Genomic DNA, 16,469 nt, shown 5'->3' on the forward strand with positions numbered 1-16,469 from the left:
CTCTTTTTTGTGTTTGGGTGGGGGTTTTTTTTTTTTTTATATGACCCTGTTTTTCACACCTCCCTGTTGTGGGGGGGGCGGGGGGGGGGCCCCGCCCACCACATCACCGTTCATTGACTGACTACTACTTCAGAACGGGCCGATCAGGGCTGCTTCAGGAACATCGAGGTGAACTCGAAGATGCCCTGTGTCGGGTCGTTGATCGCGTGCCCGATGTTCTTACCGATCGGCATGTTGCTGGAGCTGTAGTAGAGCGGCAGGACCGGGAGGTACTTCTCCAGGATCTCCTTGTCGATCTTCGACCACTCCTTCAGCTGCTCGTCCGGCGTCTTGGCCGTGATCGCGTCGATCTCGGCGTCGAGGGCCTTGTCCTGCAGCTGACCGACGCTGTTGCCCAGCGGGATCGCGTCGGACTTGAACAGAACCGGGAACCAGCTCGTACCGCTCGGCCAGTCGGAGCACCAACCGGTCGGGGTCTTGCCGATGTTGACCGGAGCGTTCTGGTCACCGGTGAAGGTACGGATCTTCGCCTTCGGCACGCCGATGGCGCGGACCTTGAAGCCGGCCTTCTCGAACATCTGCTTGCGCAGCTGCGTGGTCTGGGTCGAGATCTTGTCGTCGATCGAGTAGTACCAGCTGAGCTCGAAGTTCGACTTGCCCAGCTTGGCCAGCTCGGACTTGACCTCGGCGGCCACCGCGTCGTCCTCGGCGCCCTTACCGGTACCGGTCAGACCCGGGAGCTCGTACTTCTCGAAGCCCGGAACGGCCGGCGGCAGGATCGTCGACGACGGCGGGTCGTCGGTCGGGTTCAGACCGGCAACCTTGCGCCACGCGTCGTACGGGTGCGCCTTGGCGATCAGCTTGCGGACCTCCAGCGGGATCTTCCGGGTGTCCATCGTGTACATGATCGAACACGGGGACTGGCCCTTGACGAGCTGGTTCTGGTCCTTGACCTCAGGCAGCAGCGAGACGTCCAGGTTGGAGTAGTTCACCGCGTCGGCGTCCGGACCGGAGCTGGCCAGCACCTGACGCTGGGCCTTGATCAGGTCCTGGCTGAACTTGAAGTCCCAGCCGTCGACGTACTGGTGCCGCACCGGGTCGGTGTTCGGGTCCCAGCTCGGGTTCTTCGACAGCTTGAGCTCGGTACCCGGGGTGTAGGACTGGACCTGGTACGGGCCGGTCACCATCGGGTGCTGCTCGTAGTTCTTCTGGGTGTCCTTGGCCTGCGGGATCGGCGCGAACATCGGGAACGCCGCGTAGTAGGGCAGGTCGTCGAACTTCTTCGCCAGCTTGATGACCAGCGTGTGGTCGTCCGGCGTCTCGACACCCTTGTAGTCGGCGCCGCCGGCGCCGTACGGGCCCTTGTACTTGTCGCCGTCCAGGAAGAACTGCTGCTGGTACGTGGGTCCGGCGTCGTACAGGTCGTGCGCGAAGGACCGCTTGATCGCGTACGCGTAGTCCTTGGCCGTGACCGGCGTGCCGTCCTGGTACTTGATGCCCTGCTTCAGCTTGAAGGTCCAGGTCAGACCGTCCGCGGACTTCGTGCCGAGGTCCTCAGCCAGGTCCGGAACCAGCACCGGCTTGTGGTCCGGGCCGTCCAGGCGGTACTGGGTCAGCGCCCGGTAGAACAGCTTGCCGATCTGGTTGCCGTCGACGTAGTAGATGTTCGTCGGGTCGAAGGTGTCCGGCGTCACGTCGCTCAGGACCGTGATCGTGCCGCCCTTCTTGGCTCCGTCGACGTCAGGTGCAGGGCCCTTCGCAGTGGGGTCCGTAGCCTTGGCCTGAGCGCCCCCCACGTTGTTGGTGTCACCTTTGTTGCCGCTGTTCGAGGACGGGCTGCCACAGGCCACGGCGGCCAGCATGACCGTCGCCGCAACCGCGGTTATCCGTTTCCACTGCATGGTCGGGTTTCTCCTTTTCTGCCGCTGGGGCAATCGCCGAACTACCGGCGAGTCTTGGGGTCGAAGGCGTCCCGGATGGCGTCTCCGAGCAGCGCGAGAGCGAGCACCAGAGCGGTGATCCCGATCACGGGCAGCCAGAGGTACATCGGGTCGGCCTTGAACCAGTTCGTGGCGACGGCGATCGTCTGACCCCAGGAGGGGATCGGTTCGACGAGTCCGACACCGAGGAAGGAAAGTCCGGCCTCCGCGGTCACGTACGCGGGCAGCGCAAGCGAGGCCGAGATGACGATCGGGGCGACCAGGTTGGGCAGCAGTTCCTTGAACAGGACCTGCCGGGTCGGCACACCGATCGCCTTGGCAGCAAGGACGAACTCACGTTCTCGCAGCGAGAGCACCTCGCCGCGGATGATCCGGGCCAGGCCGGCCCAACCGAAGAACGAGAGGACGAAGATCAGTACGTAGAAGCGGATCGACGCCTGCTGCTGCGGCGTCAGGTTGAACGAACCGCCGCGCATCGACTCGACGATCGGCACCAGCGCGATCGCGAAGAGCAGGTACGGCAGGCTCAGGACGAAGTCGATCAGCCAGGAGATCACCCGGTCGACCCAGCCGCCGAGGAAGCCGGCGAGCAGACCCATCACGACGCCGATCACGGTGCCGACGACGGTGGCCAGGAACGCGATGATCAGCGACGGGCGGGCACCGAACACCCAGCGGGCGAAGTTGTCCCGGCCGGTCTTCGGCTCGACACCGAACCAGTGTGAGCTGTTGACGCCGATCGTCGGGTAGCCGTACTCGTCGATCAGGTCTGTGTGGAAGGTGCTGTAGTCCTGGCCCTCGAGCTTGGCCAGCAGCGGCGCGAAGACCGCGATCAGGATGAAGAACAGCACGATCGACGCGCAGATCACCGCAACCCGGTCCTTGCGCAACCGGTCGAACGCGATCCGGCTCGGCGACTTCCCGTGCGGGGTGGCCGAGGTGCGGACCGGCTCCGCCGACGCCGGGTGGTCCTCGATCCCTACGGTCGAGTCGGGCGACCCAATACTCATTCGCACTCCGTCAGTTCAGTCGGCCGGATTTCGGTCCGCAGATCCGGCACTTATCGGTGGATAGCGTGCCGAGCCTTTGCTTTGTGGAGGGCTCTGGTCAAATCCCCTTGACAGAGCCGATCCCCCACAACCGCGGGAAAGCCTGCCTGACACTGTGACACCAAACCAGCGGTGCCCGGCACCAGTGCACAAATCGTTACCGGAACGGGTACTGGAACGGAACATTTGCCCCGATTCGTCACCGTTCGCAGTCAATCCTTCGCAAAACGCGTCGGCACAGCACCGACAGTGGCCAATTTGTGCCACGTTATTACAGAAAGTTACCGTTTTGGCCCTAGCGGACGTGCACGGTGACGAACGGCGGTTTGACCACGTCGAACAACTCCTGGCGGCCCCGGATGTCGACCGTGACCTGATCGCCTTCCTTTACCGTCGCGTCCAGCAGGGCCAGCGCGATGCCTTTCTTGAGGGTCGGGGAGAACGTCCCGGAGGTGACTTCACCGAGCTCCGTTCCGGCCTGATCCAGAACCGTCATGTGCGGCCGCGGAATGCCGCGTCCGGCCGCCCGGAGACCGCGCAGGATCCGGGCCGGTCCGCGCTCCTTCTCGGCGCGCAGGGCCTCGTCACCCCAGAAGTGCTCTTTCTTCCACCCGACGGCCCATCCGGAGCGCGCCTGAACGGGCGTGATGTCCGGCGTGATGTCCTGGCCGTGCAGCGGGTACCCCATCTCGGTCCGCAGCGTGTCACGCGCCCCGAGGCCGGCCGGGACGATGTTGTACGGCTTCCCGGCCTCCAGCAGCGCGTCGAACACCGCGACCGCGGCGGCGTTCGGTACGACGAGTTCGTACCCGCGTTCGCCGGTATAACCAGTACGGCACACGACAACCGGCGTACCACCGAAGTCTGCTGTGGCGAACGCCATGTAGTCGTGTCCGGTCGGAAGGCCGATCGCGGCGACGACCTCGTCGCTGTTGGCGCCCTGTACGGCGAGGATCGCGTAGTCGTCGTGGACGTTCGTCACCTCGACGCCCTCGGGTGCGTCGGCCTGCAGCAGCCGGACCACCTCGGCGGTGTTCGCCGCGTTCGGGATCAGGAACACTTCGTCGTCACCGTGCAGGTACGCGATCAGGTCGTCGACCACTCCCCCGCGCGCGTTGCAACACAGCGTGTACTGCGCCTGGCCGGCCGCGATCTTGCCCAGGTCGTTGGTCAGGCACGCGTTCACGTACGCCGCCGCGCCTGGGCCGGTCACGGTCACCTTGCCGAGATGGCTCACGTCGAAGACGCCCACCGACGTACGGACCGCGGTGTGTTCGGCGACGACACCGGAGTACTCCAACGGCATCTCCCAGCCGCCGAACTCGGCGAACTTGGCGCCGAGCGCGACGTGGCGCTCGTGCAGCGGGGACTTCTTCAACTCAGGCGACTCGGTCATGGAGCGGAACTTACCCGACGCGTAGCATGCTCAGGCAGCTTGCACGTACCGTCACGACCGGCCATCTGAGTCGCCGGTCAAGGAGGACTGAGGATTTCGTGACCACCATCACCCTGAGCAAGTCCGATGCCGCCGGCGTCAAGACCGACGCCGTGGTCATCGGCGTGGTCAAACTCGGCGGCGGCGTCACCCTGCCGGCCGGCACCGAGTCGCTGAACGCCGCGTACGGCGGGAAGCTGGTGGAGGTGCTGTCCGGACTCGGCGCCACCGGCAAGGCCGGGGAGGTGACCAAGGTGCCCGGGCCGAAGCCGGGTAAGTCGGCGACGCTGATCGCGGTCGGCCTCGGCGCGGCCCCGGACGGCGCACTGAAGACCGAGGACCTGCGCACCGCGGCCGGCACGGGTGTGCGTGCGGCCAAGATCTCCCAGTCGGTCGCGTTCGCCCTGCCGATGCCGGACGCCGAGTGCATCCGCGCGGTGGCCGAGGGCGCGTTGATGGGACGTTACGCGTTCACGGCGTACAAGTCTTCGGACAGCTCTGAGGCGCCGGGCAACCTGACGCTGCTCACCGACCTTGCTCGCAACAAGGACGCCAAGGCCGCGCTCGAGCGCGCCGAGGTGACCGCGGACGCCGTCGCGCAGGTGCGGGACTGGGTGAACACCCCGCCGTCGGACCTGCACCCGGTCGAGTTCGCCGCCGACGCGGTCAAGCTCGGCAAGGAGTACGGCGTCAAGGTCGAGGTGCTCGACGAGAAGGCGCTCGCAAAGGGCGGGTACGGCGGCATCCTCGGCGTCGGCCAGGGCTCGGCCAACCCGCCGCGGCTGGTCCGGCTGACCTACACGCCTAAGAAGCCGGTCACCCACCTCGCTTTCGTCGGCAAGGGCATCACCTTCGACTCCGGCGGTCTGTCGCTGAAGACGTCGACCGGCATGGTCAGCATGAAGTCCGACATGGCCGGCGCCGCCGCGGTCATCGGCGCGACGCTCGCGATCGCGCGACTCGGCCTGCCGGTACAGGTGACGACGTACGCGGCGATGGCCGAGAACATGCCGTCCGGCTCGGCGGCGCGGCCGTCCGACGTACTGACGATGTACGGCGGCAAGACCGTCGAGGTGCTGAACACCGACGCCGAGGGCCGGCTCGTGCTCGGCGACGCGCTGGTGCGGGCGTCGGAGGACCAGCCCGACCTGATCGTCGACGTGGCGACGCTGACCGGCGCGTGTGTCGTTGCCCTGGGCACCAAGGTGGCCGGCGCGTTCGCGAACACCGACACCGCGCGCGACCGGGTGGTCGACGCGGCGATCGCGGCCGGCGAATCGATGTGGCCGCTGCCGATCCCGGCCGAGATGCTGGACAAGCTGAAGTCGCACTCGAAGGTCGCGGACCTGGCCAACATCACCGGCGAGGCCTGGGGCGGTGCACTGGCAGCGGCCGCCTTCCTCGGCGACTTCGTTGCTGAGGGCATCGACTGGGTGCACCTGGACGTGGCCGGCCCGGCCTTCAACGACGGCGGCGCGTCCGGCTACATCCCGAACGGCGGCACCGGGTACGCGGTCCGCACCCTGGTCGAGCTGGCCGCCTCAGCGAGCTGAGTAGCGAATCTCCAGCATGGTGCAGCCGGTCTCTGTCCTGTAGGGACCGTGCGGCATCCCCGGCGGACGGCAGGCGTAGTCGCCGGGGCGGAACGTCTGCTCGAGGGTGAGATCAGTCAGCTCACCCTCGAGCAGGTAGACCTCTTCGACGTATTCGTGACGGATGATTTCGGCACCTGAAACCGTCGCCGGTGCCCAGCGGGCCAACCGGGTCAGCGTTCCATCGGCGTCGCGGCTCAGCACCCGCTCGGAGATGCCGTTGCCGGCATCGGTCCAGGCGAGCTCGCCGGACGGGAAGAACTCGTGCTCTTCCTTCACCGACCGTTCTTCTTCATCCGCGCGTTGTACTCGCGCATCCGGGGCGGGTACCCGACCACGGCCGCGTCGTACGACGGGATGCCGAGCTTGTTGGCGAAGTTGTGCGCCCACTGCACCGACGGGACCCGACGGCGGGTCCATTCACCGTCGATGGCCACCAGGAGCAGGGTGTACTCCGTCACCGCGGTCCGCGGCTCGACGAATCCCTCGACTCCCTGGCGGGTCTGCACGAACTCCCTCAGGTGCGCCTGGTCCGGAGTGTCCGCCCGGCGCATCGTTCCGGCCTTCTGCCGGCGACCGAACCACTTCATGAGGTAAGTGTCCACTATGTGTGCAAGTCATGGCCGAAATCCTGGATAACGGTTGCGGGTAGTAGCGATGTCCCCGGCGCGGGGCGGCCCCAGCGTGGATCGGGGCCGGATCGGTGACAAGATTGCGCCGGGCCGGAACCGCGATCCGGGACCGCCTGCCTTGGACCACACCCACGGAGGAACCTGTGACTGACAGTGGTACGACGTACGACCTGGTGATTCTCGGTGGCGGCAGCGGTGGCTATGCCGCCGCACTGCGCGCTGCGACGCTCGGCATGTCCGTGGCGCTGGTGGAGAAGGACAAGGTCGGCGGGACCTGTCTGCATCGCGGATGCATCCCGACCAAGGCGCTGCTGCACGCCGCGGAGGTCGCCGACTCGGCCCGCGAGGGTGAGCAGTTCGGTGTCCGGACGACGCTCGAGGGCGTCGACATGGGCGGTGTGAACAAGTACAAGGACGGCGTGGTCGACCGGCTGTTCAAGGGTCTGCAGGGTCAGTTGAAGGCGCGCGGCATCACGGTCGTCGAGGGCGAGGGACGACTCACCTCCCCAACCACGGTGCAGGTCGGCGACACGACGTACACAGGCCGCAACGTGATCCTTGCCTCCGGCTCCTACTCTCGTTCGCTTCCCGGCCTGGAGATCGACGGCGACCGGGTGATCGCGAGCGAGCACGCGCTGACGCTCGATCGGGTCCCGGAGTCGGCCGTCGTCCTGGGCGGCGGCGTGATCGGGGTCGAGTTCGCCTCGGCGTGGACCTCGTTCGGCACGCGCGTGACGATCGTCGAGGCGCTGCCGCGGCTGGTCCCGGCCGAGGACGCGGACTGCTCGAAGACGCTCGAGCGGGCGTTCCGGAAGCGGAAGATCGCCTTCAAGACCGGTACGCCGTTCGAGTCGGTCGAGGTGACCGATTCCGGCGTACGCGTGACCGTCGCGGGCGGTGAGGTGATCGAGGCCGAGGTACTGCTCGTCGCCGTCGGCCGCGGACCGAACACCACGGGCCTCGGGTATGAAGAGGTCGGGGTCGCGCTCGATCGCGGGTTCGTGACGGTCGATTCGACACTGCAGACGAGCGTGCCGGGCGTGTACGCCGTGGGCGACATCGTGCCGGGGCTGCAGCTCGCGCACCGCGGGTTCCAGCAGGGCATCTTCGTCGCCGAGCACCTGGCGGGCCTCGCGCCGACGCCGATCGACGAGGCCGGCATCCCGCGGGTGACGTACTCCGAGCCGGAGGTCGCGTCGGTCGGGCTGACCGAGGAGCAGGCCCGCGCCAAGTACGGCGACGTGGAGATCCTCAACTACAACCTCGGCGGCAACGGCAAGTCGCAGATCCTGAAGACGTCCGGCTTCGTCAAGCTGGTCCGGGCTCGGGACGGCGCGGTCGTGGGGCTGCACATGGTCGGCTCGCGTGTCGGCGAGCTGATCGGCGAGGCGCAGCTGATCTACAACTGGGAGGCGTACCCGGCCGACGTCGCGCCGCTGGTCCACGCGCACCCGACCCAGAACGAGGCCCTCGGCGAGGCGCATCTGGCGCTCGCCGGGAAACCTTTGCACTTCCATGACTGAGCTTGCGGGACCGCTTACTGGACCGTCCCAGTAGGTTTGAGCCGTAGGAGCGTGCGAGGCCCGTAACCCGGATCTCGCCCGCTCCGGCGGCACCGTAGGCTGACACTCGACCGATCAGACGAAGGAGCAACGACCGTCATGCCGACCTCTGTATCCCTGCCGGCCCTCGGGGAGAGCGTCACCGAAGGAACCGTCACCCGCTGGCTCAAGCAGGTCGGCGACACGGTTGCCGTCGACGAGCCCCTGCTGGAGGTCTCGACCGACAAGGTCGACACCGAGATCCCGTCGCCGGTGGCCGGCACGCTGCTCGAGATCAAGGCCGCCGAGGACGAGACCGTCGAGGTCGGCGCCGAACTCGCCGTCATCGGCGATGCCGGCGAAGCATCCTCCGCTCCGGCCGCGCCCGCCCAGGAGGCCCCGGCCGCCGAGCAGCCCGCCGCCGAGCAGCCCGCGGCCGAGCAGCCCGCCGCTGAGCAGCCGGCCGCTGAGGCCGCACCGGCTCAGGCCGAGGCCGCGCCGGCTCCCGAAGCGCCGGCCGAGCAGGCCGCACCGGCGCAGGCTCAGGCCGAGCCGGCGGCACCGGCTGAGGCCGCGCCGGCTCAGTCCGGTGGTGCTGCTTCCGGTACGTCGGTCACGCTCCCGGCGCTTGGTGAAAGCGTCACCGAGGGTACGGTCACCCGCTGGCTCAAGCAGGTCGGTGACGACGTCGCCGTCGACGAGCCCCTGCTCGAGGTCTCCACCGACAAGGTCGACACCGAGATCCCGTCGCCGATCGCCGGCAAGCTGCTGGAGATCAAGGTCGCCGAGGACGAGACCGTCGAGGTCGGCGCCGAGCTGGCCATCGTCGGCTCCGCCGACGCAGCCCCCGCCCAGTCCGCCCCCGCCGCGACCCCGGCACCCGCCGCCGCTCCGGCCCCGGCCGCCCAGGCGCCCGCTGCTCAGGCTCCGGCCGCCCAGGCACCTGCCGCTCAGGCTCCGGCTGCTCAGGCTCCGGCACCGCAGGCGGCCCCGGCTCCTGCCGCCGCCCCGGCTGCTGCTCCGGCCGCCGCTCCGGCTCCGGCCGCGGCTGCTCCGGCCCCGCAGGCTGCTCCCGCTCAGGCACCGGCGGCTGCTCCGGCTGCCGCGCCTTCTCCGAACGGTGCTGCGACCGACGGTCCGAACTACGTCACTCCCCTGGTCCGCAAGCTCGCCGCTGAGCACCAGGTCGACCTCAACGCGGTACAGGGAACTGGTGTCGGCGGCCGGATCCGCAAGCAGGACGTGATCGCCGCCGCCGAGGCCAAGAAGGCTGCCGCCGCAGCCCCGGCCGCCCCGGCTGCTGCTCCGGCCGCGGCCCCCGCGCAGGCTGCGACGATCAGCCCGCTGCGTGGCACGACCGAGAAGATGAGCCGGATCCGCAAGGCGATCGCGGCCCACATGGTCAACTCGCTGAAGGTGTCCGCCCAGCTCACCACCGTGGTCGAGGTCGACGTCACCGAGATCGCCAAGCTGCGCAACGCGAAGAAGGCTGAGTTCGAGGCCCGCGAGGGCACCAAGCTGTCGTTCCTGCCGTTCTTCGCCCTCGCCGCCGTCGACGCACTGAAGCAGTACCCGAAGCTGAACGCGTCGATCGACGAGGAGAAGGGCGAGATCACGTACCACGCCGCCGAGCACCTCGGCATCGCGGTGGACGTGGAGCGCGGGCTGATGGTCCCCGTCGTACACAACGCCGGTGACCTGAACATCGCCGGCCTGGCCAAGAAGATCGCCGACCTCGCCGACCGCACCCGCAACAACAAGGTGCTGCCGGACGAGATGGCGGGCGGTACGTTCACCATCACCAACACCGGTAGCCGGGGCGCGCTGTTCGACACCCCGATCCTGAACCAGCCGCAGGTCGGCATGCTCGGGACCGGTGCTGTGGTGAAGCGCCCGGTCGTCATCACCCACCCGGAGCTCGGCGAGACGATCGCGATCCGGCAGATGGTGTACCTGGCGCTGACCTACGACCACCGTCTGGTCGACGGCGCCGACGCGGCCCGCTACCTGACCGCGGTCAAGAAGCGCCTCGAAGAGGCCCAGTTCGACGTCTGATCCGATCGGATCACAGGGCGCCGGTGCATTGTCTCCCCCGGAGACGGGCACCGGCGCTTTTGTGTTCAGTGAACCGACAAGGAGCAAAGCGGGATGAAGTACGTGCTGGCCGGGGCATCCGGCTTCCTCGGCAAGGCCCTGACCCGCGACTTGGTTGCCGACGGCCACCAGGTCCTCCGACTCGTACGCCGTGCGCCGTCGACACCGGACGAGATCCGCTGGAACCCGGCGAGCGGTGAACTCGATCCGGCCGACCTCGGCGACCCCGATGTCCTGGTCAACCTGGCCGGCGCGAACATCGGCCGTCCGTGGACCCCGACGTACCGCAACACGATCCGCGAGAGCCGCGTCAGTACGACGGCGACGCTGGCCACGGTCGCGTCGCAGCTCGACCGGCATCCGGTGCTGATCACGCAGAGCGGGATCGGCGGATACGGGACGGACCTCGGCGATCGCATCCTCACCGAGGACTCCGAACTCGGCGAGGGCTTCCTCTCCGACGTCGTACGGCTGTGGGAAGGCGCGCTCGAGCCCGCCCGTACGGCAGGTAGCCGGGTTGCCGCGCTGCGCACCGGCGTCGTACTCGATCGCAAGGCTCCGGCGTTCCAACTCCTCTCCCTTCCTTTCCGTATCGGCCTCGGCGGCCGCCTCGGCTCGGGCACGCAGTACTTCCCCGTTATCTCTCTGACCGACTGGCTTCGAGCCGTCCGCTTCGTCGCCGAGAACGACACGATCAGTGGCCCGGTCAATGTCGCCCTCCCCACTCCAGCCACGAACACCGAATTCACTGCGGCTCTCGCGACGGCGCTTAACCGCCCGGCCTTTGTCCCGGTCCCGGCCTTCTTGATGAAGGCCGCCCTGGGCGAGTTCGCCTGGGAACTCCTGGGAAGCAAACGCGCGCTGCCGACCCGCCTCCAGTCCGCCGGCTTCGCCTTCCACCACCCGACGGTCACCACCGCGCTCTCGGCCGCGCTCGCCTGAGCACCCGCACGGAGGTCAGGGTTGGGTGATGGCGGTGATGCGCCAGGCCTTGGTGGTTGGGCTGGTTGTCAGGGTGATGAGTTTGGTGGTCGGGGTGCCGCGCGGAAGTGGGGTCTTGGTGCCGGTCCGGTCGACTGCTTGGCCGGCGGCCAGGTGGTCGGTTGTCTTGAGGGTGATTGTGGTTCGCGTGCGGCGGGCGATTGTGGAGCTGTCGATCTGGACCCGGAGACCTTCGACCCGGATCTGCTGCTTGCGGTAGCTGGACAGGAGCGCGTGGTCGGACCGCCAGGGTGAGCTGCCTGGAACGTAGATGCGGTCGAGGATGTCGGGATCAAGGGTCCAGAACGCTCGTGCCCGCTGAGCGTCGAGCGCTTGAAGAGTCCTCGTCCAGGTGGGCGAAGCGGACTTGCTGGAAGTAGTTCGCTCGGCAGTCGCGGACGCCGTTGGCGGCGGGCGGGTGGACTGCGATTGCGTTGTGCTCGGCTCCGCGGATTGTTGCCGTGTGGCGCTGGGCTGGCTGGGTCGCGGATGGGCTGGGTCGGCCTGGGCGGTTGCGGGGGCGTCGAGCGTCCGGAGCGTGACGACGCCGATGGCCAGCACGACGACGGCAGCCAGAGCAGCTGCCGCGAGTGTGCCGTACGGCGGGCGTCGGAATCCTCGGCCGAAGACCGTGGCGAGGGCGTCGTGCGGCAGGTGTTGGAGGTGTCTCAGGACGCGGTCGCGGCGGGACGGGGTGCGGCGTTTTGGGCGGCTGGGCTTTGAGCCTCCTGGCGCGGTTGGGGACTGTTCGGGGCGGTCGGGAGACGTAGGCGGTGGTGTAGGCGGCTTGGGCGGGGGTGCGGCCAGCGGGCCGCGGGACAGGGCGATCGGGTCGTCGTCGCCTGGAGTCTCGTCGGAGGTCTTCGGGCGAGGGGCGCTGAGAAGAGCAGACAGGTCCGGCCCGCCGGACGGGGTAGGACCCACAGGTGGATCACCCGGGGTGGCACCCGCGGCCGGGCCGCCCGCGGTAGCTGCAGCTCCTGCCGCGTCGGCTGTCGCCGCCGGTGGGGTTGCTTCGGGGACTGCTAGGTCGATGGGGGTGGGGGTGGCTAGGGAGAGGAGCTGGCGTGGGAGGGAGGTGGGTGGGGTGTTGGTGAAGAGGGCTGAGGTGAAGACAGTGGGGTCTGCGCCTGCCTGGTGGGACAGGGTGGTTAGGGCGGTCAGGTCGGCGGTTGGTGGGGCGGGGTGCAGGGTTGCGTCGGAGAGGACTGGGCGGCCGTCGGCGTCGAGGAGGACGTTGTGGAGGGTGATAGCGCCGTGGGCCAGGTTCGAGCGGTGAAGGTGGGCGACGGCCTCGGCGAGTGGGACCAGGAGGGTTACCAGCTCGCCGCGGGACAGCGGGCCGCGGCGGGCCAGGAGCTTGGCGAGGCTGCCGGCGGGGACGTACTGGCTGATGACGATGAGGTCTGTCTCAGTCTCGCGGAACTCCAGCACGCGCGCGATGTGCGGGTGGTGGATGCGGGTGAGCATGCTCAGGTCTTCACGGAGTCTCCTCAGGTCGGATACGGCGCTGATCGGGATCTGTTTGAGTACGGCGTTGCGGCCCGACGTGCGGTCACGGACCTGCCAGACGGTGCCGGTCGGTCCGGACCCGAGCTGCCGGCGCAGGCTGTACCCGGTGAAGTCGGCGAGGTCCATGCCCAAGAGGATGCACCGATCGCGACATCCGCCGTCGAAGTTATCCACAGGCAGGTGGTGGTGATGGAGGCCACGGCGAGGGCGTCGTCGGGGGCGCTTACACTCGATCGGGTGAGGGTTATCGAGTATGTGGAAGCGGGCTTCGGGGCCGACGCGGTGGAGTACGAGACCGCGTGGGCGGAGCAGCGGCGGCTGCATGCGGAGGTTGCCGAGGGCACCGGTTCGGACACGGTGATCCTGCTCGAGCACCCGCCGGTGTACACGGCCGGCAAGCGCACCGAGCCGCAGGAGCGGCCGTTCGACGGTACGCCGGTGGTCGATGTCGACCGCGGCGGGAAGATCACGTGGCACGGGCCGGGTCAGCTCGTGGGGTACCCGATCGTGAAGCTGGCCTCACATGTGTACGTCGTCGACTACGTGCGGCGGCTCGAAGAGGCGTTGATCGCGGTCTGCGCGGACTTCGGCGTGAAGACCGGTCGGGTCAAGGGACGTAGCGGTGTCTGGGTCGCGGCCGATGAGCGTGGGCGCGAGCGGAAGATCGCGGCGATCGGGATCCGGGTCGCGCAGGGCGTGACGATGCACGGGTTCGCGTTGAACTGCAACAACGATCTGGCCTGGTTCGACCGGATCGTGCCGTGCGGGATCTCGGACGCGGACGTGACGACGCTGTCGAAGGAGCTCGGCCGTGAGGTCGCGGTGACCGAGGTGCTGGATTCGTTACGTCGGCACCTCGACGAACTGCTCGCGTGGGAAGAGTACGAGCGCAGCCCGGACATCGAGCACGCCGACGAGGGTCCGACGCCGATCACGTACGGCCTGACCGTCTGAGCCTCAGCTAGCGGGCAGGCCGACCTCAGCCCGCCATGCCGTGTGCAGGTCGTTGAGGCGGGCGACCACGTCCGGCTGCTCGGCGCACTGGTTGGTCTGTTCGGCTATGTCGGTGGAGAGGTCTGTGAGGGACCAGCCGTTGCCCATAGGCGCGTGTTCGTAGTCCTTCAGATGCTGGGTGTTGGCGTCGTCGGCCACCCAGCTGAGTTTCCACGACCCCGAGCGGACGGCCCACTGGAAACCGCAGTCCCAATGCAGAGTCTCGTGGGCCGTAGGTGAAGTGCCGGCGAGGGCCGGAAGGATATCCAGGCCGTCGGTTTCGGTGACATTCGCGCCAGCGGCGCCGGCCAGAGTGGGAACCAGGTCCATGGTGCTGACGAGAGCGTTGGTATTGCGGCCCGCCGGCAGTTGGCCCGGCCAGCGCCAGATCATCGGGATGCGGATGCCGCCGTCCCAGAGCGTGTACTTCGTCCCGCGGAGCGGCGCGTTGTCGCCGAAGTTGCAGGTCGACCCACCGTTGTCGGTGATGTACACGACGATGGTGTTCTCGTCGGCCGCATCGAGGAGGCGTCCGATCTCGGCGTCCATCAGCTCCAGTTGGGCGAGGTAGTACTCGCGGCCGTGCGGAAGGTTCGGCACGATCACGTCGTCGTACCACTCCGTGAAGGCGCCGTCGGTGTCCGGGGACCAGTCGCGGAACGCCGGCAGACCGCGTGCCTCCAACTCGGAGTCGGGCAGTTGCCAGCAGAAGTTGTGTACTGCGTTGAACGCGACCATGCAGAAGTACGGGCGCTCGTCCGCAGTACCCATGAACTCGGCTGCCCGCCGTCCGAACTCGGCCGTCAGGAAGCCCTCGTGCTCGACCGGTGTGTCACCGGACAGGAGCGGCTGCACAGCCATGTGGTGTGCTGCGGGCTGGCCGTACGACGCCATTGCGTCCTCTGAGTGGTGCAGGTAGTTCAAGCGGCCGAATGAGTGGCCGGCCAGTCCGTAGAGCGTTTCCTCGAAGCCGTGGTGCGGTGGGCAGGCCCTGTCCCCCACGTCCTCTTGGCCGTAGTGCACCTTGCCGAAGTAGCCCGTCCGGTAGCCCTGGCCTTGCAGGATCTCCGCCAAGCTAGGTACCTCGTCCGGCGGGAACGCGGCCGAGTCGAACCATTGGCCGCCCCACCGCTGTTGGTACTGCCCGGAGATGATCGCGGCGCGGGACGGGCTGCAGATCGGCGCTGTCACGTAGGCATCGGTGCAGGTCACGCCCTCGGAGGCGAGACGGTCGAGGGACGGAGTGTGTACGTCGGGGTGCAGGCCGAGGCCGCCGCGGTCGGCGTACCCGTGGTCGTCGGAAACGATCAGCAGAATGTTCGGAGCAGACGTATTGGAAGTGGACACGGGCTCAACCTCTCGTGGAGACAGCCATGCGGGCGGCCTGGTCGGACTTGGCACGTTCATCGGTTGCGTCTGGGTCGAGCAGCAGTCTCAGCTCGCCGTCCAGGCGATGCACCAGAGCTGTGTCGCCGGACAGGTCGTGCTGCTCGAGTGGGTCGTTGTCGAGGTTGAAGACCTGTGGCGGGTTGGCGGCGCCGTAGTAGCAGTACTTCCAAGGGCCCGACTGCAGCATGAAGCCGCCGTCGAGCATGCCTTGGGCGTGGTACTCCGACAGCACTGGGCGGTCCGTTGGGTCGAGCAACGAATGGCCTGGTAGAGCGGGATCGGACGCCAGCCCAGCAACGTCCCTGAGGGTGGGTAATAGGTCGATCAGGCTGACGTGGGCGTCGGTGCGGCCGGGCGTGAGGGCTGGGTGGCGCAGCAGGAGCGGGATGCGTACGGCGGGGTCGTAGAAGCACTGCTTCTGCCAGATGCCGTGGTGTCCGGCCATTTCACCGTGGTCGCTGGTGTAGATGACCACTGTGTCGTCCGGTACGGCGGCCAGCAGCCGGCCGATCTGGTGGTCGAGGTGACTGATCAGTGCCCAGTAGCAGACCGTTGCCTCGCGGATCTGCTCCTCTGTCAGCGGTTCGTCGTTGCGGAAGCCGTGTCGGAGCAGCGAGATCACCGGGTGCTGGTCGTCGGCGACGGATGGCAGTTCGACGTCGGCAGCGTCGTACAGCGCACGGAACTCCGGTGGGGCGACCAATGGGAAGTGCGGGTGCATGTAGCCGACGTACAGCAGGAATGGGTCGTCGCCGGGACCGCGGAGGAAGTCCAGTGCGGCATCGGTTGTAGCGATGTCGTGCTGGGTGTGGACGTGGTCGCCTGCGCCTTGTTCGGTGACGTGTGAGTTGGTCGGGCGCCGCCAGTCCGGCGTACGGCGGGGTGGCCGTCCGCTGTGGTCCAGCCAGAAGTCCAGGTCGTCCGTGAGGCGCTTGTCGAAGCCCAGCAAGCGGTCTGGTCCGTTGAAGTGCGTCCGGCCGGCGATGACCGAGGTGTAACCGGCATCGCGCAGATGGTGACCCCAGGTGCGGTACGACGGACCGGGGATCACGCCGTTGTCCCAGGCCCCGATCTGGTGCACGTACTGCCCTGCCATCAGCGAGAGCCGGGACGGGACGCACATCGGGCTGTTCGTGTACGCACGGTCGAACGAGACGCCCTGTGCGGCCAGGCGGTCCAGATGCGGCGTCTGTACGTGCGGATGGCCGGCCCACCCCGCTGCGGCGGCGGTGTGCTCGTCGGACAGGACTACGAGGATGTTCGGAGGACGGTCCACGGGAACAGCCTAGGCAAGCGATTGCCGGTGCGCTT

General features: G+C 67.9%; 13 protein-coding genes. 5 read left to right on the forward strand and 8 right to left on the reverse strand.

What is annotated here, in order from left to right; all coding sequences use genetic code 11:
- Positions 1 to 143: 143 nt before the first annotated feature.
- The 3 genes from ACFWUU_RS01945 to gcvT all read right to left on the reverse strand — a co-directional run bounded on the left by ACFWUU_RS01945 (position 144) and on the right by gcvT (position 4,385).
- Positions 144 to 1,901 (reverse strand): ABC transporter substrate-binding protein, encoded by a 1,758-nt coding sequence (locus tag ACFWUU_RS01945; protein ID WP_137254331.1) that lies wholly within the window; start codon positions 1,899 to 1,901, stop codon positions 144 to 146.
- A 41-nt stretch (positions 1,902 to 1,942) separates the two neighbouring features.
- The gene (locus ACFWUU_RS01950) at positions 1,943 to 2,950 is read right to left on the reverse strand and encodes an ABC transporter permease (protein ID WP_137254330.1); all 1,008 of its coding nucleotides are present in this window, start codon (positions 2,948 to 2,950) and stop codon (positions 1,943 to 1,945) included.
- A gap of 334 nt (positions 2,951 to 3,284) precedes the next feature.
- Positions 3,285 to 4,385, reverse strand: a complete 1,101-nt coding sequence (gene gcvT / locus ACFWUU_RS01955) for a glycine cleavage system aminomethyltransferase GcvT (RefSeq protein WP_380171871.1) — start codon at positions 4,383 to 4,385, stop codon at positions 3,285 to 3,287.
- 98 nt (positions 4,386 to 4,483) lie between these two features.
- Here gcvT and ACFWUU_RS01960 point away from each other — a divergent pair, with 98 nt between their 5' ends.
- Positions 4,484 to 5,977: a leucyl aminopeptidase gene (locus ACFWUU_RS01960; protein ID WP_380171873.1), complete on the forward strand. Its 1,494-nt coding sequence runs from the start codon at positions 4,484 to 4,486 to the stop codon at positions 5,975 to 5,977.
- Here ACFWUU_RS01960 and ACFWUU_RS01965 read toward each other — a convergent pair.
- Both ACFWUU_RS01965 and ACFWUU_RS01970 read right to left on the reverse strand, forming a co-directional pair.
- Positions 5,966 to 6,295 (reverse strand): cupin domain-containing protein, encoded by a 330-nt coding sequence (locus ACFWUU_RS01965; RefSeq protein ID WP_380171875.1) that lies wholly within the window; start codon positions 6,293 to 6,295, stop codon positions 5,966 to 5,968. The two genes, ACFWUU_RS01960 and ACFWUU_RS01965, sit on opposite strands and share 12 nt — an antisense overlap.
- A complete protein-coding gene (locus tag ACFWUU_RS01970) occupies positions 6,292 to 6,606 on the reverse strand; it encodes a hypothetical protein (RefSeq protein ID WP_371401243.1) in 315 nt (104 codons plus the stop codon). The genes ACFWUU_RS01965 and ACFWUU_RS01970 overlap by 4 nt, the downstream gene beginning before the upstream one ends.
- 185 nt (positions 6,607 to 6,791) lie before the next feature.
- On the opposite strand from ACFWUU_RS01970, the gene lpdA reads away from it, so the two are divergent.
- From lpdA to ACFWUU_RS01985, 3 genes are all read left to right on the forward strand, one after another.
- Positions 6,792 to 8,171 carry a dihydrolipoyl dehydrogenase gene (gene lpdA / locus ACFWUU_RS01975; RefSeq protein WP_380171878.1) on the forward strand — a complete coding sequence of 460 codons (1,380 nt, stop codon included), beginning with the start codon at positions 6,792 to 6,794 and terminating at the stop codon, positions 8,169 to 8,171.
- 138 nt (positions 8,172 to 8,309) lie between these two features.
- The gene (gene sucB / locus ACFWUU_RS01980; protein WP_380171880.1) at positions 8,310 to 10,244 is read left to right on the forward strand and encodes a 2-oxoglutarate dehydrogenase, E2 component, dihydrolipoamide succinyltransferase; all 1,935 of its coding nucleotides are present in this window, start codon (positions 8,310 to 8,312) and stop codon (positions 10,242 to 10,244) included.
- A gap of 93 nt (positions 10,245 to 10,337) precedes the next feature.
- Positions 10,338 to 11,225 carry a TIGR01777 family oxidoreductase gene (locus ACFWUU_RS01985; protein ID WP_380171882.1) on the forward strand — a complete coding sequence of 296 codons (888 nt, stop codon included), beginning with the start codon at positions 10,338 to 10,340 and terminating at the stop codon, positions 11,223 to 11,225.
- A 15-nt stretch (positions 11,226 to 11,240) separates the two neighbouring features.
- On the opposite strand, the gene ACFWUU_RS01990 is transcribed toward ACFWUU_RS01985, so the two are convergent.
- The gene (locus ACFWUU_RS01990; RefSeq protein ID WP_380171884.1) at positions 11,241 to 12,902 is read right to left on the reverse strand and encodes a protein kinase; all 1,662 of its coding nucleotides are present in this window, start codon (positions 12,900 to 12,902) and stop codon (positions 11,241 to 11,243) included.
- Positions 12,903 to 13,013: 111 nt separating this feature from the next.
- Between ACFWUU_RS01990 and lipB the strand changes: the two genes are divergently transcribed.
- Positions 13,014 to 13,730, forward strand: coding sequence for a lipoyl(octanoyl) transferase LipB (gene lipB / locus ACFWUU_RS01995; RefSeq protein ID WP_380171886.1), 717 nt, complete (start codon positions 13,014 to 13,016; stop codon positions 13,728 to 13,730).
- A gap of 3 nt (positions 13,731 to 13,733) precedes the next feature.
- On the opposite strand, the gene ACFWUU_RS02000 is transcribed toward lipB, so the two are convergent.
- Together ACFWUU_RS02000 and ACFWUU_RS02005 are read right to left on the reverse strand one after the other, a co-directional pair.
- Positions 13,734 to 15,116 carry a sulfatase gene (locus ACFWUU_RS02000; RefSeq protein WP_380171888.1) on the reverse strand — a complete coding sequence of 461 codons (1,383 nt, stop codon included), beginning with the start codon at positions 15,114 to 15,116 and terminating at the stop codon, positions 13,734 to 13,736.
- Between the two features lie 4 nt (positions 15,117 to 15,120).
- On the reverse strand, positions 15,121 to 16,434 hold the full coding sequence (locus tag ACFWUU_RS02005) for a sulfatase-like hydrolase/transferase (RefSeq protein ID WP_380171890.1): 1,314 nt from the start codon (positions 16,432 to 16,434) through the stop codon (positions 15,121 to 15,123).
- Positions 16,435 to 16,469 lie beyond the last annotated feature (35 nt).

The organism is Kribbella sp. NPDC058693 (genome assembly GCF_042715335.1).
GTDB classification, from domain to species: Bacteria; Actinomycetota; Actinomycetes; order Propionibacteriales; family Kribbellaceae; genus Kribbella; species Kribbella jiaozuonensis.

Coding starts and splice junctions, on each gene's coding strand:
- sucB (WP_380171880.1), top strand. CDS start 8,310: ATGCCGACCTCTGTATCCCTGCCGGCCCTCGGGGAGAGCGTCACCGAA.
- gcvT (WP_380171871.1), bottom strand. CDS start 4,385: ATGACCGAGTCGCCTGAGTTGAAGAAGTCCCCGCTGCACGAGCGCCAC.
- ACFWUU_RS01985 (WP_380171882.1), top strand. CDS start 10,338: ATGAAGTACGTGCTGGCCGGGGCATCCGGCTTCCTCGGCAAGGCCCTG.
- ACFWUU_RS01970 (WP_371401243.1), bottom strand. CDS start 6,606: ATGAAGTGGTTCGGTCGCCGGCAGAAGGCCGGAACGATGCGCCGGGCG.
- ACFWUU_RS01950 (WP_137254330.1), bottom strand. CDS start 2,950: ATGAGTATTGGGTCGCCCGACTCGACCGTAGGGATCGAGGACCACCCG.
- ACFWUU_RS01990 (WP_380171884.1), bottom strand. CDS start 12,902: ATGGACCTCGCCGACTTCACCGGGTACAGCCTGCGCCGGCAGCTCGGG.
- ACFWUU_RS01945 (WP_137254331.1), bottom strand. CDS start 1,901: ATGCAGTGGAAACGGATAACCGCGGTTGCGGCGACGGTCATGCTGGCC.